This is a genomic window from Mucilaginibacter roseus (genome assembly GCF_021215455.1).
GTDB classification, from domain to species: Bacteria; Bacteroidota; Bacteroidia; order Sphingobacteriales; family Sphingobacteriaceae; genus Mucilaginibacter; species Mucilaginibacter roseus.
In genome coordinates this window covers 359,499-380,719 of sequence record NZ_JAJPWV010000001.1, presented here as the reverse complement: position 1 = coordinate 380,719, position 21,221 = coordinate 359,499, and the positions used below count along the sequence as shown (strand labels likewise).

General features: G+C 46.8%; 10 protein-coding genes. 3 read left to right on the top strand and 7 right to left on the bottom strand.

Going from position 1 to position 21,221, the window contains the following annotated elements:
• Positions 1–14: 14 nt before the first annotated feature.
• Both LT679_RS01590 and LT679_RS01585 read right to left on the bottom strand, forming a co-directional pair.
• A complete protein-coding gene (locus LT679_RS01590; RefSeq protein ID WP_232175149.1) occupies positions 15–1,922 on the bottom strand; it encodes a RagB/SusD family nutrient uptake outer membrane protein in 1,908 nt (635 codons plus the stop codon).
• Positions 1,923–1,934: 12 nt separating this feature from the next.
• The gene (locus tag LT679_RS01585) at positions 1,935–5,114 is read right to left on the bottom strand and encodes a SusC/RagA family TonB-linked outer membrane protein (protein ID WP_232175148.1); all 3,180 of its coding nucleotides are present in this window, start codon (positions 5,112–5,114) and stop codon (positions 1,935–1,937) included.
• An 822-nt stretch (positions 5,115–5,936) separates the two neighbouring features.
• Between LT679_RS01585 and LT679_RS01580 the strand changes: the two genes are divergently transcribed.
• Positions 5,937–6,851 (top strand): alpha/beta hydrolase, encoded by a 915-nt coding sequence (locus LT679_RS01580; protein ID WP_232175147.1) that lies wholly within the window; start codon positions 5,937–5,939, stop codon positions 6,849–6,851.
• 82 nt (positions 6,852–6,933) lie between these two features.
• Here LT679_RS01580 and LT679_RS01575 read toward each other — a convergent pair whose 3' ends face one another.
• The gene (locus tag LT679_RS01575; RefSeq protein ID WP_232175146.1) at positions 6,934–8,877 is read right to left on the bottom strand and encodes a sialate O-acetylesterase; all 1,944 of its coding nucleotides are present in this window, start codon (positions 8,875–8,877) and stop codon (positions 6,934–6,936) included.
• Between the two features lie 271 nt (positions 8,878–9,148).
• Between LT679_RS01575 and LT679_RS01570 the strand changes: the two genes are divergently transcribed.
• Both LT679_RS01570 and LT679_RS01565 read left to right on the top strand, forming a co-directional pair.
• Positions 9,149–11,287, top strand: a complete 2,139-nt coding sequence (locus tag LT679_RS01570; protein ID WP_232175145.1) for an alpha-glucuronidase family glycosyl hydrolase — start codon at positions 9,149–9,151, stop codon at positions 11,285–11,287.
• 14 nt (positions 11,288–11,301) lie between these two features.
• The gene (locus LT679_RS01565; protein WP_232175144.1) at positions 11,302–12,876 is read left to right on the top strand and encodes a glycoside hydrolase family 43 protein; all 1,575 of its coding nucleotides are present in this window, start codon (positions 11,302–11,304) and stop codon (positions 12,874–12,876) included.
• Positions 12,877–12,951: 75 nt separating this feature from the next.
• Here the strand turns inward: LT679_RS01565 and LT679_RS01560 are convergent, their stop codons facing one another.
• The 4 genes from LT679_RS01560 to LT679_RS01545 all read right to left on the bottom strand — a co-directional run bounded on the left by LT679_RS01560 (position 12,952) and on the right by LT679_RS01545 (position 21,138).
• Positions 12,952–14,871, bottom strand: coding sequence for a RagB/SusD family nutrient uptake outer membrane protein (locus tag LT679_RS01560; RefSeq protein WP_232175143.1), 1,920 nt, complete (start codon positions 14,869–14,871; stop codon positions 12,952–12,954).
• Between the two features lie 11 nt (positions 14,872–14,882).
• Positions 14,883–17,945: a SusC/RagA family TonB-linked outer membrane protein gene (locus LT679_RS01555; RefSeq protein ID WP_232175142.1), complete on the bottom strand. Its 3,063-nt coding sequence runs from the start codon at positions 17,943–17,945 to the stop codon at positions 14,883–14,885.
• Positions 17,946–18,322: 377 nt separating this feature from the next.
• Positions 18,323–19,174 carry a sialate O-acetylesterase gene (locus LT679_RS01550; protein ID WP_232175141.1) on the bottom strand — a complete coding sequence of 284 codons (852 nt, stop codon included), beginning with the start codon at positions 19,172–19,174 and terminating at the stop codon, positions 18,323–18,325.
• Between the two features lie 2 nt (positions 19,175–19,176).
• Positions 19,177–21,138 (bottom strand): family 43 glycosylhydrolase, encoded by a 1,962-nt coding sequence (locus LT679_RS01545; protein WP_232175140.1) that lies wholly within the window; start codon positions 21,136–21,138, stop codon positions 19,177–19,179.
• Between the last annotated feature and the right edge of the window lie 83 nt (positions 21,139–21,221).

The window sequence follows — 21,221 nt, the reverse complement described above, 5'->3', positions numbered from 1 at the left end:
TGTAGATCAATGCGCTACCAGCCCGGATTTTGTTTAAACTCTGCGTATAAGCTTACATCCGCACGCTTAAGCGGGAGCCAGTAATGTTTCTCGCTGAAAGGGCGTTGTAATATGGTACGCTCCCTAAAATTCACTACGCGATTATCCTTCGGATCTTTAGATGGGTCGAGCGGCGATGCGCGGTCAAACTCAATGGATGTTTTAAGCGTATATGGCAGCTCAATAAGCTGCAGCCAGCGGCGCAAATCGTTAAAGCGGTGCCCTTCAAACGATAGCTCAACGGCACGCTCACGCCTTACCTCTTTCATAAACTCATCTGGCGAGCCCAAGAACTTAGCGGCAACATGGCCTACACCTGCCCTGTCGCGAATTACGTTGATGGCGTCAACGGCTGATTTGGCATATGATGGATCCTTAGCCGAAGGCGAACTGTAACCCGCTGTAACCGCTTCCGCATACATCAGGTAAATATCGGCCAGGCGCATATACGGAACCTTGATGTTGAGGTTTTGCCCGTAAGCGTAACCCTGATCAAACTTGTTTGAAGTAATCGGAGTAAACTTGTACAACAAATACCCGGTACGGCTGCCTACACGTTCGTCGCGGCTGCTGCCACCGGTAAACAGGTTGGCGTAGCGGTTAAAATCCGGTACGGTTGACGGCAGCGAACCTTTTACCAGCTTAATACCGTCAAACACAATGTCATTATAAAAACGAGGATCGCGGTTGCGCCAAGGGTATTGCGGATCGTACCCCGACTCCGCATCGGCCTGGGCCGAATTAGTGATTGGCAGCCCGTTTTTCATACCGTAATTATTGATATAGTTGGCCGTTGGCGCGAATACCACGTTGCCTTCTTCAATAGTTGGTCCCGGTGTATATTGCTTAGCGGTGCCGTAGGTTGAGCCGTGCGCGTCCCAGTAAGGCCCCCTGAAAATAGCTTCTAAACCATCAGAGCCACTGCCACCGGGCATCTGCCAGTTTTGGCCGAAGGTATAGAAGTTAGTATAATAACGGTTGAAAGGCAACAGCTTGTAAGGGGTCTGCCCGCTCTCGCTAAGCTTAAGCAGTTCAGCGAAAGCAGCAGCCGCTTTTTTACAAAGCTCCACGTTATAGGTGCGGCTGCCTGTCGACTCATAGTTCATGAGCGGACTACCTGCCCATAAATAATTTTTACCGAGGTAACCAAGCGCCATGGTTTTATCAATACGCAGCTGATTTTTACCCGGCGTACGGCCACCAGGACCGGTATTATCCCAGTTAAGCGGCAGTAAATCGGCAGCTTCCCTGAAATCGGCGGCGGCTTTTTCGGCGCACTCCTGGTATTTCAGGCGTGGCGAGCGCAGATCCTGATCGGCAGGCAATACCTTATCAATATAAGGTAAGCCACCAAAGTATTGCATCAGCTGAAAGTGAAACCATCCCCTAAAGAAAAGCAACTGTCCTTTTATCAGGTTGCGTTCTTCATCAGTAGCGTTGGTAAGCAGGTTCATGTTCTCTAAACCCAGGTTGGCTTTACGGATGCCATACCAGGCCAGCGGCCATAAGCCTTTACTAAATCGGTCATCATTGGTATTGGCATTGTTCACGTCCATCCAGCCGGCTCCCCAGCCGTCAAACTCACGCTGCCAGCCCCAGAAATCGCCGTTATCAATCTTGTTTACAAAGTGAAAGTTCAGTGCGGATGATTGAATCTCATCATCGCCCCAGTTCCAGCTGTTTGTCCAGTAACGGTTGGTAAAATCAGGGATGCAGTTGTATAACTCTTCGGTATACCCCTGAAAATTGGTGAAGTCCTTAAAGGCGGTCTTTTCTGATACGATAGACTCCGGACTTTTATCTAAATATTTTTTGCAGGAGAATGTTCCGCTAACAAGCGAAATCATGCCCGACAAAACGATTATTTTAATATTTCTGTTCATAACGGTCAGCAGTTAGAAAGTGATGTTAGCTCCAAGGTTGAAGCGTTTGATTGTTGGATATGCGCCCTGCGATGCCCAGGCCTGCCCGCCCGCGCTTTGGAAATTTGATTCGCGGTCATCAGGCATCTTCGTCCATACGTGCAGGTTATTACCGTTTATAAATATGCGCAGGCTTGACATGCCGGCACGCTTAACCCATTTCTGGTTAAAGGTGTAAGCTATCTCGGCATTTTTTAGCCTGATGTACGATGCATCAAACATATACCTGTCCGCCGCCTGGTAGCCGCTCGGTGTTGATGCCCAGCGCGGGATAGGCACATCCGCTCCCGGATTGCTTTTTGACCAATAAGTACCTTCATCAAAGGCGATGGTGTTTTGCGAGCCGAACGTAGTAAGCACTACCTGACGGGTAACATTATTTACACCATAGAACTGCGCAAAAACGCTGAAGTTCTTCCAGTCGAAACCGATAGTAGCGTTGTAGGTGTTTTGCGGATTGCCAGTGTGTCCGTACGGGATATTGTCGCTTGCGTCAATAATACCATCGGCATTATAATCAATAATATAATAGTTGCCCGGTATCTTCTGGTTGTCGTTGTCGGCATGCGCGGTACTGGCATACAATTCATCCCAGGTGTTATAGTAACCTGCACTTACATATGAGTTGGTTTGGAATATTTGCTTACCGGTACTTTTTTGATAATCAGGCAGTAACTCCGGAATATCGGCCTCTATTACTTTATTTTGAGCATGGGTGAAGTTTACGTTTGTCCACAACCGCAGGTCAGGGTTGATACGTTTATTAAAACGCAGGTCAACCTCATAACCTTCGGCATTTACTTTTCCCTTGTTGGCTGTAGGCGCTGTTGCACCGTAGTATGATGGTATAGCACGGGCAGCTCCAGAGCTCAAAATGTCAGTCCGTTTGTCCCTAAAGAAGTCGACACTACCGGTCAGCATGTCGTTGAAAAAGCTGAAATCAACCGCTATGTTCGACTTTGCCACCTTCTCCCAGCGCACGTTAGGGTTACCCACTGTTGTTTGGCGATACCAGTTATAAATACTTTGCTCTGCCGGTATGCCCGAGGTACCCAGGCGGGTACGGCCGCCGAATGCCCATTCAGACAGGTAAGCGAAGCGCGGCGAACCGCTGTCATCACCTATGGTACCGTACGAGGCGCGAAGCTTTAGCATACTGATAAAGCTGAGCGGTTTCATGAACTTCTCCTCCGAGATCATCCAGCCTGCACCGAGTGATGAGAAGAAAGCGAAACGGTAATCGGGCGCGAATTTTTCGGAACCATTGTAAGCGCCGTTGTAATCCAGGTTATATTTTCCTTTGTAACTGTAGGTGGTTCTGAAAACCCACTCCTCACGGTAAGATGGTATAACGCTGCCACGTGCCGTTTGATCGCGGTTCCAGAGGCCCATTGCGGTAATATCGTGCTGGGTACCTATTTTGGTGGCATAGTTTAGTTGCACCTGCGAAAACATACGTCGCTGCGTAGCGCCATCGTCAACCGCGCCACCGCTGGCCAGCCAGCGGATGCTTTCCTCAAACGCAAACTGCGTACTGGCATCTTTGTCAACCGCGTAACTTACGGCGCCCGTAAGCGGGTCAATATATTTACGCTGCGTATTGTTGTTGGCATCATTAATACCCCGGTTATTTTCAATAAACGTGTTATCAATTGACAGGGTGCCTTTTACGCTCAGGCCCTTAGTAATTACGCTTAAGTCCTGCTCCAAAATAAAATCCGTAGTAATGCGTGAGGTTGTCAGCATTTCGGCACCGCTCGTAGCTAAAATTTGTGCGGAGTTGGTGCCCTGGCCGGTGTTGGGCGCGTAATAGCCCCAAGTGCCGTCGGCATACTGTGGTAAAAACAGGTTCGGCGCGGTATAATAAGCGGCTCCCCATGTATTATACTCGTTAATATTGATCCAGGGGCGTTTACGTACTGCTCTTGAACCTGCCAGGTTGGTACGGAAAGTAGTAGTTGGCGTAATACTAAAGTCGAGGTTACTGCGAACGTTTAAACGGTTAAAGCCGTAACCGGCATTATAACCACGGTTGTTGTTAAACGTTCTGAAAAGGTCACCCTCAGTTTGATAATCGGCACTTGTAAAATATTTTACAAACTTGGTACCGCCGCTTATATTCAGGTTGGCGTTGTATGACATCGCCTCATCACGAAACAACGTGTTCACCCAATCAACATTAGGATAACGCTCACGTTCCATTTCATTTGCGGGCGAACGGTACTTAGAGATGATATCCTGCGGCATGTAGTCATTCCAGGCATTTGGCCTTAACGCGAGCTCGTTCTCAATGGCGAGGTTGCGTATTTTGAACATGTCATACGAGTCGTACTTGCCGGGCAGTTTTGATACCGATTTCATTACGGTGTTGGCTGACGCTCTGATCTCCGCCTTACCCTCTCTGCCGCGTTTTGTGGTAACGAGTATTACACCGTTAGCGCCGCGTACACCGAAAACCGCGGTAGCCGAAGCATCCTTAAGTACAGATACAGATGCCACCGAACCGATATCGATGTTATTGATTGAGCGCTCAACACCATCCACTAATATCAGCGGACTGGCATTGTTCCAGGTGCTGCGCGCACGTATTAATATCTGCGGGTCCTCTTCGCCGGGCAAGCCGGTGCTCGCTGTGGTTACCACACCCGGCAGGTTACCGGTAAGCGCTGCCGCAAGGCTGGATACACCGCCCGTACGCTCGAGCGTTTTGCTATCGGTTTGTACAATAGCGCCTACAACGCTCTGCTTACGTTGCTGGCCATAAGCTACGTTTACAATAACTTCGCTTAGCTGCGATACATTATCTTTCAGGCTAACGGTTACATAATCCTTACCGGCAACATTTACCTCCTGGGATATCATGCCCACTACATTAATAACTAAAATTGGCTGGTTGTCTGCCACTTTTATAGCAAACTCGCCTTTGGCGTTGGTTTGGGTACCGGTTTGCGTACCCTTTATGGTTACGCTTGCCCCTATCACGGTGTTTTTTTGCTGATCGAACACCTGCCCCCTAACCGTGCGCAGCCCTTGCGCACCAGCCGACTGGACAAGTAAAGTAAGTGCCAGCAGTACATAAAATATTTTAATTGAGCGGCAATGCCAATGTATTATGCCATTGTCGCTTTGCACTTTGGTATTGGTTTTCATCATGAAGTTTTTTGTTGTTTTGGCAGTATGCCGAACAATACCTATTTGAGGTGTGAAACGAGATTGGTTGGATACATTGAAGCATAGGTTGCCATATAGGCAGGCAGTAAAACTCTTTTCATAATTCGGGTTTAATTAATAATCAACAGGTTATTTAGGTCCGTTCAGATCTTCGCCAGATTGGACGACGGATAACATTATCGCCTACGGCGAAGCCCAGGGGGTAATCAGCACTTTAATCATGTGAATCAATTTTATAAATGGTAATAATTGGTGGCGTAAATAGCGCACGTTGGCGCGCAAACTAACTACATGTACTCGGGGCCAAGGCTTAGGGTTTATGCAGCTTAAATTTTCCGCTAACGAAATCCGATAATCTTATCCGAATGATCCACGCACTGAATAACGAGCGCGTATGAAATGGTATAATTAGTACTACTAAATACTACGGCACGCCGCCTTAAATTGAAAGCGGATAGGTCATCATCGCAAAAAAGAATAATTCAGGTTTCCCGTTGGAAAGTTTATGGAAGCGAAACTATCGGCGAAGCGCGTTTTTGCCGTGCTGAAATGTTTAGAAAGATAGCACTTATGTTAATTGTAAAGCAAAACAGCCTTAACATATCATAAAACAAATATTATCGCAATAAAAAATGATTTTAAGTTATTTGGCTGATAGGATCACCATGGATGATATCTGCCCGTTAACAACCGGAGCGACTTGTCGCCCCTTAACATTTGTACTACCAATTCACCACAATTGTATGATAGGGCCATTTTATTTTATAATAAGTTTGCTATACTAATCAAACCAAATACTGAATCATGAAAAATAAAATCAAGCTCGTTTTTCCGCTATTCTTCGCATTGTTAATGACCGGCAATTTTGAAACAAACGCGCAGGGCATTGTAAAGCCTGCAACAGCAGGTTTTGATGTTGCTCAGCAAAACATTAAGCACGGTAGCATTGACACCATCACTTATGCGTCCGCAACCGTGGGCACTAACCGTAAAGCTTTAGTTTATACACCGCCGGGATACAGTAAGTCGAAAAAATACCCGGTGCTATACTTGTTGCACGGTATAGGTGGCGATGAAAAGGAATGGCTTAACGGCGGCAAACCGCAGGTAATTTTAGATAACCTATACGCTCAGGGTAAACTTGTACCGATGATTGTTGTAATGCCCAATGGTAGGGCAATGAAGGACGATCGCGCTACAGGCAATGTTATGGCGCCTGATAAAGTAGCCGCCTTCGCCACATTTGAGCAGGATCTGTTGAACGATCTTATTCCTTTTATCGAGAAAAATTACCCGGCAATAACCAAACGCGAAAGCCGTGCCGTAGCCGGACTATCTATGGGTGGCGGGCAGGCGCTTAATTTCGGTTTAGGAAATCTGGATAAGTTTGCCTGGGTTGGCAGCTTTTCGCCGGCACCTAACACACGTAAACCTGAAGAACTTGTACCTGATGCTGAGAAAACAAAAAAGCAGCTTAAATTACTGTTTATTTCATGCGGGGCAAGCGACGGCCTGTTATCGTTCAGCCAGCGCACACACAATTACCTGGAAGAAAAGAAAGTGCCGCACATTTATTTTATTGAACCCGGCGGACATGATTTTAAAATATGGAAAAACGGCTTATACATGTTCTCGCAGCTTATATTTAAACCTGTTGATACATCAACCTTTGCAAAATATACTGGAATGGGTATGAACGCCGCTCCGGCCGAAAACTAACCTTAAATATCATCCAAATAAAAAACGCCTGCTCAACACAGGCGTTTTTTATTTGGATGATATTTAAGGTTTGGTGGTATTGCTATTTATCGGTGCGGAATGGTGAAGCCGGTAATCCCTCCCGGTTATAAAGGTTAGCTCCATCCGGGTTATCTGCCCACGCGTAGCGCACGTATTTAGGATTAGGAACTTCGGGGTTTGACACGATGACCTTTTCGCCAATTATGTTGGCATCAGCCCATACAAATTTTTTATCAGCACCGGCTATCGCGAACTGTTGTAGTTTGCCGCCCCCCTTAACCGTTAATCCGCTACCGGCATTTGTAAATGTCAGTGTGATGTGATCGCCATCAACGGTAGCACCGCTGCATAATGGCCCCGGGCCTGTGGTATGCTCATCATGATAAGCTACCTTTTGGGCGGCCAGTGCCAACCGCTCGCCGATATCCTTTTTGTTTAAAGGGTGAATATCGTTCCACTCGCCTGCATCAATTGCTACCGACAATCCGGTATTCTTTACAGTAAGCGCATCCAATTGCGCCTCGCGTATCAGCGCCCAGGCACTCTCCGCAGGAGAATATTCCACATCACCAAAACCTGGCAGTTGCGCCAACAGGAAAGGCAGGCCGGTATCATTCCAGGCCCGCCGCCAATCGGCAATCAAAGCTTTTAACAATGCTCCGTAATCAGCCGTACCAATATTGCTTTCACCCTGGTACCAGGCTATGCCTTTTATTTGATAATGCGTGGCCGGATTGACCAAGGTGTTATACAAACCCGTCGGCTCATTTTGGGCTGAAAAACTATTAGCGGCTACCTGCCTTTCAGCAACAGGCTTATTAAATACCTGCCCTACTTTGTATAGCCAATCTCCACGTATATCAACATGATTTATTCCGTCGGTTAACTCATACCGTTTATCAGGCACAAAACCACCTTTGCCGGTAAAGTTACTTAAACGCACCACCAGTATATTTTTACCTGCTTTAAGCAAGCCGGCCCTCACTTCATAGCGCCGCGGCGGATATTGATAGGTTATGGCGCCCACCTTTTCGCCGTTTAAATATGTTTCATCCGCATCAATTATGCGGCCTACAAACAGTTTTGCCGGCTTACCCGCCATAGCGGCTGGTACTTCTATCTCCTTACGAAACCAAACCACACCATTAAGGTTACGCACACCCTGATCGGCCCAATAACCAGGTAGCCAAAAAGGTTTCCATCCGGTAGGCACAAAGGCGGCATCGTACCATTTGGGATTAGCATTTAACCCCTCGTCTGTATCCAGTCTTTTAACTTTGGGTTTTGTATTCACCTGAGCTGTAACGCTGTTGTTTTTCAGCTTCTCACGCGACAGGCTAAGCCGCTTATTCAGCATTGGAAATGTTCTGATTGCATCGGCGCTCAACCAAGCCTCTATCGGAGTTCCGCCCACGCTTGAATTAATAATACCGATGGGCACCTTGTATTTGAGGTGAAGCTTTTTTGCCATAAAATAACTAACCGCGCCAAAATTCAGCACATTTTGCGGCGTGGCCCGCTGCCATTGCCCCGGCGGCAGGTCGTCATGTTCTGCATTGATGTCAGCCGCGGTTGGCACAAAGAAGTTGCGTATTTGCGGGTAGTTAGCGGAGGCTATCTCGTCGGGATACTTTTCTTTAACACGCTCCATCGGGTTTACCATGTTTGATTGCCCCGCGCAAAACCAAACATCTCCGATTAAAATATCATCCAAGGTGATGTGGTTGCTCGCATCAAGCTGCATTTTGTAAGGCCCGCCGGCTTTCATGGCCTTCAATTGCACCTGCCATTTGCCGTAAGCATCGGCTATAGCGTGATATTTCTTTTTCGCAAACGTTACTTTAACTTTTTCCGTTGGAGATGCCCAGCCCCATATGTTTATTTTTTTATCGCGCTGTAATACCATACTGTTGCCAATTAAATGCGGCAACCTGATTTGCGCGTTGAGTTCATTACAGGCGAAGCAAAAAAACAGCACCGGTAACAAGCGCTTAAAATATATCATCAGTTTAAATATTATCGGGTTATAGTTGGTATGTAAAACTATCCATCTGCCTGTACTACAAATACCATGTTTGTTTAATTTCAGGCCACAGATGTTAATCATTTTCAATTTTTCACCCTTAAATATGCCGCTTAGCACTATATAGCTACGTTTTATTAAACATTCGCACCAGTATTTTAAACATTCATCCCACTGCGGCTACAGCATGGTTTAGTATTATTACCTTTAATTATAAACCCCATCCGGTTACGCGCCGGCGCACGTTAAGCCTATGAAATTTATCTACACATTTTTGTTATGTAGCCTTTTAGTGAGCACCGCTAAAGCTGATAACGGCTATCGCCTTTGGCTACGATATGACCATATAGACAATGCAACACTCGCCCGGCAATACCGGCAACAGTTAGCCTCGGTTACTTATGAAACCGGGAACTCGCCCATTATACAAGCAGCGCAAAAAGAACTTAGAAACGCGTTGCAAGGACTACTTAATTATAATCCGGCATTTGTTAATGCACCCGGCAAGGGTTCTACGTTGATTTTTGTGAAAAATGGCAGCAAACAGCTTTCACCAGCGCTTAACAAACTCATAAACAACACCGGCAACGAAGGTTACGTTATCAAAACCATAAGCCTTAATAATGCACCTTGCCTGGTTGTTGGTGCGGCAAATGATAAGGGCATTTTATACGGCACCTTTCATTTATTGCGACTGCTGCAAACACATCAATCGCTTACCAATATTAATATAGTTGAAAGCCCCAAAACGCAGGTACGAATATTAAACCATTGGGATAATCTGGACAGAACGGTTGAACGCGGCTATGCCGGATTTTCCATCTGGAACTGGCACAAGCTGCCGGGTTACATCGATCCTCGTTATATCGATTACGCACGGGCGAATGCTTCGATTGGCGTTAATGGGGCAGTTATTAATAACGTGAATGCAAACTCGCTTATACTCACAGCAGATTATCTCCGAAAAACCGCGGCACTGGCAGGTGTGTTCAGGCGGTATGGCATTAAACTGTATCTGTCGGCCAAATTCAGCGCGCCTATTGAAATCGGCGGATTGAAAACCGCCGATCCGCTTGATCCCGCAGTTAAACAATGGTGGCAGCAAAAAGCAGATGAGATATATCGCTACATTCCGGATTTTGGAGGCTTTTTAGTAAAAGCTAATTCCGAAGGGCAGCCAGGCCCTCAAAATTATGGCCGCACACATGCCGATGGTGCCAATATGCTCGCCGATGTTTTAAAACCGCACGGCGGTATTGTAATGTGGCGCGCGTTTGTTTATGATGATAAGACACCTGACGATCGCGCCAAACAAGCTTATAATGAGTTTAAGCCGCTGGATGGAAAGTTCCGCTCGAATGTGATCATCCAGGTTAAAAACGGCGCCATTGATTTTCAGCCGCGCGAGCCCTTCCACCCGCTTTTTGGCGCCATGAAAAAAACGCAGATAATGCCGGAGTTTCAAATCACGCAGGAATATCTGGGCTTTTCCACACACCTCGTTTATCTGGCTACCCTGTTTAAGGAATGCTTCGATGCCAATACTTATAGCGAAGGACGTGGGTCAACAGTCGCGAAGATCATCAGCTCGCCTGTCAACAACTCCTTAACCGGAATTGCCGGCGTGGCCAACATCGGTACAGATATAAATTGGTGCGGGCATCCCTTCGCGCAAGCTAACTGGTATGCTTTTGGCCGGCTGGCATGGAACCCAGACCAAAGTGCGGCAGCTATCGCTCAGGATTGGCTGAAAATGACCTTTTCTAACCAAGCCGACTTTGTTAAACCCATCACCAGCATGATGCTTTCATCGCGCGAAACCACGGTAAATTATATGACGCCGCTTGGCCTGCACCACATAATGGGCACGCACGCGCATTACGGGCCTGCGCCTTGGGTAAATAACCTTTCGCGCGCGGATTGGAACCCGGTTTATTACCATAAAGCCGATTCCGCGGGAATAGGTTTTGACCGTACTGCGACCGGCAGCAACGCCGTCGCGCAATATTATCCGCCTTTGCGGGATAGCCTTAACAAAGTTGAAACCACGCCTGAGAAATACTTGCTCTGGTTTCATCACGTTGGCTGGAACAGCCGTTTAAAAAATGGCGAAACTTTGTGGAATGAGTTGGTGAAGCATTACTATAAAGGCGCGGCAGACGTTGCCGGTATGCAAAAAACATGGGCTTCAGTTAAAGGGAAAGTTGATAGCACGAGGTATCATGAAGTTGAGCAATTACTTGCTATCCAGGCCGGAGAAGCGGCATGGTGGAGAAATGCCTGCGTGCTTTATTTCCAAACTTTCTCTAAATTGCCCCTGCCTGCCGGGTATACAAAACCCGACCATGACCTGCAATATTATAAAGACCTAAAATTTCATTATTTGCCTTAACCAATTATATCCCGATGATTTTATCAAAGTTAATTAAAAACTCCATTGCCGTTGTATCGCTGTCGGTAATCACCATATCAAACACCTTTGGGCAGCAGGCCGTTAACCCTGTTATTTATGCCGACGTGCCGGACATGTCTATGATCCGTGTTGGGAACACCTACTACATGAGCAGCACCACCATGCACATGAACCCCGGCGTACCCATCATGAAATCAACCGACCTGGTAAACTGGAAACTTGTAAATTACGCGTATGACATGCTTGACAATACGGATGAACTTAGTTTAGCCAATGGTAAAAGCACTTATGGCAAAGGCTCATGGGCCAGTAGCATCCGTTATCATGACAATACCTATTATGTTACCACTTTTTCGGGCACTACGGGCAAAACTTATATCTACTCAACAAAGAATATTGAACGAGGGCCCTGGAAAAAAACATCCTTCACACCATCACTGCATGACCATTCTCTGTTTTTCGATGACGATGGTAAAATATATATGGTTTACGGCAGCGGCAAGATCATGTTAGCCGAATTGGCCAATGACCTCTCGGGCATTAAACCAGGAACCCAACCGCGCGTTATTATTGAAAATGCCGACTTGCCCACAGGGCCGAACCGTGGCTTACCGGCCGAAGGTTCGCAGCTTTTTAAGATGAATGGCAAGTATTATCTGTTCAACATTAACTGGCCACGCGGTGGTATGCGCACGGTTATAGTACATCGTGCAGATAAAATTGACGGTCCTTATGAAGGGCGCGTGGCTTTGCAGGACAAGGGTGTGGCGCAAGGTGGGCTTATCAGTACTCCGGCGGGCAAATGGTATGCCTATCTTTTTCAGGACGCGGGCGCTGTTGGCCGCATCCCCTACCTGGTACCCGTAACCTGGAAGGATGGATGGCCGGTTTTAGGCACCGATGGCAAAGTGCCTGAACTGCTTGATTTGCCTGCAAGCCACGGACTTATACCCGGCATTGTAAATAGCGATGAGTTTAACAAACCCACTACTACCCTGCCGCTTGTATGGCAATGGAACCATAACCCGGATAATAAATTATGGTCGTTAACGGAGCGAAAAGGCTATCTACGCCTAAAGACTGGGCGTATTGACAGTAATGTACTCTCTGCCCGTAATACCTTAACGCAGCGCACCATCGGCCCTACATCATCGGCTGAAACGGCTATTGATCTTTCACATTTGAATGAAGGTGATTGTGCCGGACTATTACTATTGCAAAAAAACTACGGCTGGGTGGGCGTTAAAGCGCTAAACGGCGGCTATGCTATTGTAATGGTAAACGGCGAAAGCGGTGCACCTGTTGAAAAAGCTCGTGTTGAAACCAAGCAAAGCAAGATATACTTTAGAGCTGATTGCGACTTCCGCAACCGTACGGATAAGGGCTACTTTTATTACAGCCTTGACGGGAAGGAATGGACATCAATAGGCGAACCATTAAAAATGGTTTACAGCCTGCCTCACTTTATGGGTTACCGATTCGGGCTGTTTAATTTTTCGACAACTAAACCCGGTGGTTATGCCGATTTTGATTTCTTTCGCATCAACACATCGATTCTAAAGCAATAACCATATCTTACAATCAAATACAAAAAAAAGCGGCTGACCGTTATGGCCAGCCGCTTTAATTTTACCCATACCCGATTAATATCCCGGGTTTTGGTATGCAGCTTTTTCGGCAGCGCTCATTTCCAAACCGTCAATCTGCCCTTGCGGGATAGGCCGCAGGTACAGGTGGTTATCAATTGTACGGGTTACTTTAACCGGAGTATGATCACCAAAACTGGTACCGCCTATGGTGTAGGTTGCGGCAAGTTCGGTCCATTTTTGAGTACGTATCAAATCTAACCAACGGCCACCCTCGGCGTAAAATTCACGAGAGCGCTCCGCCAGCAGGTAGTTTAAATCGACATTCGCAGGGGTAGCGGCTACCATAGCAGCGCTGTTATCTTCAACCTTGGCTTTATTGCCATTATTATCAAAGCGCCATTTACCGGCACGTGCTCGTATTACGTTTATCAAGTCACGCGCTGATTTATTGGCTTGTGCCGTAGCGCCTTTAATGGCGGCTTCAGCAGCTATAAAGTATAACTCCGAGAATTTGAGTATGGGGTATGGGCGGGTGCTTCCGGCGTTGGCCTCACCTAATCCATTGCCTTTATCAGTGCGGTAAGGGCCAAGCTTCCATAAGCCCGGATAGATGATACGGCTTATAGCGCCCGGAGAGATCACAAAGTCAGCCCGGCCGGGTAACACCCCTGCCCCTACGTTAGCGTTTTCGGTAGCGTATGTTACGTTGGGGTTATCTTCATTTAAAAATGTAAGCACTGCATCGCCGGGGGCAATGGGCAGGCCGTTAGCGTTGATTAGTGTCGGCGTAGTATTTCCCCCCTTGTTCCAGTTGCCACGGTAAACTGTGGTAAAGGTACCGTCATACCTCGAATCATTCACCTTGTCAGCAAACGTGTTTTTAAGCACCTCGATAGTCGGCGCCATACGCACCCAAGGGCGGCCAAGATGCTGATCGGCCTCGCGCAGAACCGAATTTACACCCGAACTTTTAATATTCGGATAGTTCCAGGTCATCATCCAACCGGCAAAATTATCAGGCGCGCCACCACTACCAAAGGTAAGGCTGCCGCCGTTGTATTTCTCGCTGGTTTGGGTATGATCTGCATATAGCACCATTTCTTTATTACGGTCATTTTGCGCCAGATTAACATCATAAAAAGTTGGCTGCAGGCCAAATGAGCCCGGATCGTCAATGGCTGTTATGGCAATATCATACGCCTGCTGAAAATACCACTGTGCATTATGCCCATCCGGGTCGGTACGGTCGGCCGCCGGGTAAGTAGGTATGCCATTAGGGTTTTGCAACCACCAACCATAAGTGAGGTAAGCCTTTGACAATATCAGCCTTGCTGCGGTTTTAGTCAAGCCACCGGTTACACGCCCGGTTTGCGGCAAGTCAGTAATAGCCTGCAACAGATCAGGAAAGATGGCTTTAGTGTAAACCTGCGGAACCGTGTTGCGTACCGATTTGCGTGATGGGATGGTGTTGAACTTAAGTTCGCCCGAACCCAGATCCAGTGGCACGCCGCCAAAAGTTTGCACAAGCAAAAAGTAATCAAACGCCCTGAAAAACCGGGCTTCGGCAATCAACGCCGTCGACAAACCTACGGCACTCGCGTTTTCAATAACCCCACTCGCCGTATTGATATTGGGGAACGCCTCTCCCCACAATATACTCGACGGAAAACTGGTTGATAAAAGCGAACCTACGCCTGAGTTATCCATATCTTTGAAGTTACCGTCGGCACTTTGTCCCCAGGTGGCTTCGTCGGTACCGGTAACGCCCGAGTTATAATAATAGGCTTGCCCGTAAATATTGCGCAAATGGCTGTACATAGCGGTAAGTCCGCCAATAACGCCTTGCTCAGTTTTAAAATATTCGGGCGTAAACACACTTCGAGGCTGCTCATCAAGTACTTTGGAGCAACCGGCTAACAATACCGAAGTAGCCAAAGCACATTTAAATATATTTTTGATTAATAAACTTTTCATCTCAGTAGGTTTTAAAATGTTACGTTAAGACCAAGAATAAAATTGCGGGTTGAAGGGGTGTTGGTACCGATGGTCAGGAACCTTCTTTGCGACTCCGGCAGCGGAACAGCAGCATTTTCGTTACCAAAGGAGTTTGTTTCCGGATCCATGCCCGACTCTTTGTGGTACGGAGAGAACAACACAAAGGCATTTTGCACGGTAAAATAGGTACGGATATTTATCTTAGAACTCTTCGGCAGCAATTGACCTAAGTTGTATCCTAATGACATAGTACGTATTTTTAAATAAGATGCGTCAAAATAACCGAGGGTGCTGCCATATTTAGGGTTATCACCGCTTTGAATACCGCCCGGTTTAGGATAACGGGCATCTGTATTTTCAGGCGTCCAGTAGTCAACCTTAACGTTATTACGGCGGCCGGTAAGCATATTCAGGTAACCGCCTGATCCGTAAAGTGTGCTGATTAATACGCCACCGCTTTTAAATGCACCAACCATGGTAAAATCAAAACCCTTATAAGCTACACGGGTATTGAAACCACCCTGAAAATCAGGATCAACGTCAATGATCTGCCTGTCGGCAGCGCCAATGGCGCGTGTTGGCTGGCCATTAGCATCAACCGGCCCGGTATATTTTACTTTGATCATACCAACGTTACCGCCCGGCTCCAGTATATTAAGATAAGGGTCTCCCTCTTGCCACAAGCCCTGGTACTCGTAATCAAATATAGAGTTGATGTTATGGCCCACAAACCAGCCGTTACCTTCGTCGCGGGTTTGGCCTGATGCCAGTGCGACTAACTTATTGCGGTTTGCATAAATGTTGAAACCTAAATCCCAGGTCCAGCCATTCTTGTTGTTGATGATGGTACCGTTCAAGCTTAGCTCCAAACCCTTGTTTTGCGTCCGGCCTACGTTAGCGGTGTAGCTGTTAACGCCCGATGTTGGCGGCAAGCCTACACTCAATAACAGATCCTTAGTATTGTTAACATAGTATTCAACCGTACCTGATAAGCGGTTGTTAAACAAGGTAAAATCTAAACCGTAGTTCCAGTTTTCAGAGTACTCCCACCCTAAAGCTGCATTAGGCAATTGGGTTACATAATACCCTGTAGCATAATTAGTTTCGCCAAAGTTGTACTGGCGGGTGTTAAGCGCGCCAAGCGTTTGATACGCATTTACCGCCTGGTTAGAGGTTTGGCCGTAACCCAGGCGCACCTTAGCGCGGTTAACCCAGCTAACATCCTTCATAAAGGATTCGTTATTCACATTCCAACCCAATGATACGGCCGGATAGGTATGCCACTTGTAACCCGGGGCCAAGCGTGATGAAGCATCAGAACGTAAAGTAGCCGATATAAGATACTTATCATCATAAGAATACATCACACGACCCATGTATGAGCGTAATCCGCTCAGGCTATAGTTGCCATTACCAATAGTTATCTCACCGGTTGCCTGACCAAGATTATAAAACTGAAAGGCATCTGAAGGGATATTCTTGGCCGACATGGAAGAACTGTTGTACTTAGTTTGTTCTTCAGAGTACAGGGCGGTTACATTAAAATTATGCTTTTCGGCAAACGTGCGGTCGTAGGTTAACAGGTTTTCAACTACCCAGTGGTAATTTTGGGAATTGGTTACGCCTGCTACCGAAAGCGATGTAGGCACCGAGCTGTTTATGCCCTGCCCGGTGTAATAGCCGTTGTTATTCTGGATAAAATCCAAACCCAGGTTAACACGATACTTCAATCCTTTTACCCAAGGTATCTGGGCTTCGCCATAAATTGAATTATATGTGGCAAATCCGCGCGTTTCATTCAACCATTCGTCCTGTAAATTATTTACAATGTCCTTGGTTAGGATGTATGTTTCATCCTGCGGCATTTTTATGGTTCTTTTTAGGGAACCATCGGCATTATACGGGTTAGCTATAGGCGAGCTGCTTAGCGCACCATAAATACCTACCTGGCTGCCTTCCGTAAGGTTATAGTTGTTGTTGGTAGTAAAGCCTACTTTAAAAATTTTGGCAACCTGTTGATCCACAGAACCCCGCAGCGAGTAACGGGTGTACTGTTGGGTTGGAATTACCGCCTGGTTTTTATAATAACCGCCGCCAAAATTATAACTGCCGGTCTGGCTCCCGCCTGATACGCCGAAATCGTGGCTGTTTACGGTACCGGTTCTGTATAAAAGATTTTGCCAGTCAATATTTACATCGTCAGCTTCGTCTGCTCCGTTAGTAAATTTTCCGGCTGCCTTACGCAGCGCTACAAATTCCGGACCGTTCATCATTGGGTACGGGGCAAACACCTCTTGCGTACCATAGTAGGCGTTATAGGTAATTTTTGCATTGCCCCCCATCTGGCCGCGATTGGTGGTGATCAATATAACACCGTTGGCACCGCGTGAACCATAGATAGCTGTGGCTGATGCATCTTTTAATATATCGATGCTCTTAACATCATTGGGGTTGATATCAGCCAGTGACCCAACAAAGGGGATACCATCCAATACGATCAATGGGTCATTACTTGCCGTTAATGAGCGCTGCCCACGTATCAATATCTGCGTGGTGGCACCGGGGCGTGTTGAGGTTTGCGATATATCAACACCCGGTAAACGCCCTTGTATGGCCTGGCTGATGTTTGGGGCCGGTACCTCGCGCATTTTATCGCCACCGATTGACGCGACGGAACCGGTAACCGCTTCGCGGCGTTGCGTACCGTAACCTATAACTACCACATCCTCCAGGTTTTTACTGTTCGGATTTAGTTTAATAGTTAATTGATCCTGCCCGTTTAAAGCCTGCACCATATTGGCATAACCCACGAACGAAACAACTACCGACTGTTCACCCGCCGGCAAATTGATAGTAAAATCTCCGTTTGCATCCGTAGCGGCTGATACATTGCTGGATTGCGCTTTAACCGTTGCACCCGGCAATGGTTGGTTCTTTTCATCAACCACCTTGCCGGTTACTTTTTTTGTTTGTGCAAATGCGCTCACTCCCATGAGCAGCAATAGCAACAAAAGCAGCGATGGCCTTTTAAATGTTTGTAGTTTTTCTTTCATAATTGTTTATTGATGTGTTCATCTATGAGGTTGTAAAAATTGGCTCATTAATTCATCTTAATCATTAAACCTTTGCTCATTTGCAATCGATTGCAATAAACAAGCGAACTTGTTTATCTGACTAAAAAGAAATCTGCTTTAAAAAAATAATTGGTTTATAACTGGTGATCAAACAACGGCGATCTGCGTTTGAACATATCAAAGGTCAATTTTAAGGGCATTGAGCGGTATAACAAATTGACAAATGTTATATAACTAATGTTCAAAAAGGACTTATGAGTGTTTACCTCCAAGAATAAAATAAAAAACCGGTCGCGGAGGTAAAGGAACTCCTTCACTACCTGACCGGTTAAACTATTTAAACTAAAACTATTCTTTTATTTATGAGCTGGGATTTTGTAACCTAATAACGAAAGCATTTTATCGCCGTAACGCCTGCCGAGCATTCTATAACCAGCGGCGTCAAAATGCAGCTTATCGGCAGCGGCGCTGCAGCCGGCAGATGGGATGACGTAAGTGTTTGGTATAACCAGGGGCAGTGTGTTTATAATTTTATTCATACCTGCGCAGATGCCACCCTGATCAGCGCCAAGTACCTCACCTGCTAATAAGGGCACCTGCTGAGGTTTAAGATTAAGGTCAGCCATCAGCCTATCATAAATAACCTTGATTTTGGCTGTCCATAATGTATCTCCTGTGTTTGATTCGCCCTGGTGCAACAATATACCTTTTATTACCCCTGAGCGCTGCGCAATCCGCGCCAGCTCAACCAAACGGCCATAAGGGTCATCGTTGTACTCCGCGGTCATTGCTTTCATCCATCCGGGTGCGGTGCTTATGTAAGCCGCACTTGTTTGCTGGTTAAAAAGCTCGACCCTCGCCCCACCTACCGATACGTTGATTACCCCGACGCGCACATCCTTGGGCAAATTGGCAATTAGCGTACGGCCAAAGTAATCTGCCGGTGTGATGCCGGTGTTACAGCGGCAAAGCGGCGGTACCGCGGTGTACCAGGTATCCTTTTTGCGTCCTCTGTCAGGACAATCAACTGCCTGCAGTACCTGGAAACGGCTATCCACGGTGGTATCCTGCGCCTCATAACGCGCGTTGCCCTCCATGTTCGATTGACCGAAACACAGGAAAATATACATCTTCGGATCCTGCGCCATAGCTTGCTGTGAAAACACTATAAAGGTAAATAAACCTGCAAGCTTAAGTATTTTAAGCATTTCTACTTTGATTTAAATTTGATGGTTTTCACAGCAATCTGCCCGGGTTTACCAGTCGGGAATTTAAGGAAAACATCATGCTGACCGGTAACATTCTTTATCGCAGCGTTAAAAGCTTTCGCGGCTGACGTTGGGTTAACCGGCACTTTGGCTATAAGCTTTCCATGCTTCAGGTCATCAATCCAAACCTCGATAGTTCCGCTGCCGGTAGCTGTCGCGGTAAGTTCTGCTAAGGCAGGGGAATTTTTACCAAATTCAACTCCTGAAAGCATCAACCAACCACCATAGGCTGATGTATTGGTAACACCATCTGCATGCTGAGCCTTATTTTTTCTTACACCGAAATAATTGCTGTAACCCACCAACGGCATCGCCGAACGGCCATCCTTGCATATGAACAGATCAAAGTCAGCCGGCTTTCCTTCAGCAAATAACCCCAGGCTGGTACCCACCCACGAGTTAAAGTTAGGCTGCGCCTTATCCAGGCTAACAGCGCTTATAGGCTGGCCTATGGCGGTCCAGTCATCGCCATTGCCGCTGCAATAGGCCTGTAGCATATGGCCATAACGTTCAATTTTCAGCCAAACTACATCGCCAAACGTATTTGCTACAGATTGTGTAACGGAATCCGTCCTGAAGATTATTTTTTTACCGTTATCATAACCGGTATAAAGGCGTATAGTTACATGCTGATTGCCGTTAGTTAGGTACAAACCCGCCTTGGCAGTTGTGTCGGCAGCATTAAGCTCCACTTTGGTGATGGCACTGTAAAAATGATCGGTTTCCTTTTGCATAAGGTGCGTGCGGCCTGTATCCGGCTTTAGCCGTACCCAACCCTTTCTATCGGTCAACGAATAACTTGCCGATGCTTTTTTGGTCAGGAAATGCCACCACAGGCCAAGCTCGCCACTATCATCAAAATAATCTGTTTTTACACTTCGCCACGGTATAGGCGAATAGGGCAAGTTTGGCATTAACAGAGGCTGCGTAGTCGGAGCAACGCCCCAAGGCCTGTCGCCTTCCCAAATCACCTGGTATAAACCCGTTTGCCTACCCGTGCCCGACCAATCGTCATTGTCATATTTTTCGTAACTCTGCCCTATCGTCCACCAGGTGCCATCGCTCAACTTAAAAGGAGCTGAAATATGGTTAGGCCTTCGGAAGCCCACGGCTGCATCTGTTATTGGTTTAAAGAAATCGCCCAAACGCTCCCATTTCGTGGAATCACTGGTCAAAGCCGTAGTCCGCATCACATATTGCCCGCCCGATACATCACCCGCCGGAAAATAGTAGTAATAACCGTTACGCTTGCTCATAACGGGCCCCTCGGCCCAGCTGTATTGCAGTTTGGCATTTATCCAGTCAAGGTTGATCACGGTATCGGTAAGCTGGCCATCGCGTCCCAGCGCTTGTAGCCGGTTTACTTTTTGTCCGTTTTTAATTACCATGTACGGCTTGCCATCGTCATCAACAAAAATAGAATTATCATAACCCAGGTTACCCGTTACAGCGTTTGTTTTCACTTCAACCGGTGCCGACCATGGGCCCTTGGGAGATGGCGCTTTGCAAAACCATTGCCCCCCAGCTGAGAAATATATCCAGTAGCTGCCATAAAAATAAGTTATAGCGCCCTGCCATATCCCGCCCGAGGGCTTATCGCCAACCCAGCCTGCTTTTGATGCAGGCAGCACCCTGCTGATGATCTCCCAATGTACCAGATCCTTTGAATGATATATAGGCAGGTACGGATTAAAGTGAAAGGTTGAGCCACAGTGATAAAAATCGTCGCCAACCTTTAACAGCGTTGGGTCAGGATGATCGCCAGGCAAAACCGGGTTTACATAAGTTTTAACCGTTTGATAAAAGGCCGATGAATCTGTTTTTTGGGATCGCTGCGCCGATGATTCAGCTGAGTTCAGCGTAAATAAACATAGAGCGGCTGCAAGCCGGCAAATATTACTCATAAAATATCAGGGATTTGGTAATTGTGCAACAGGTTTCACTGATGAACAAAAATGGAATAAACCATATACCGGCAATACTGCAA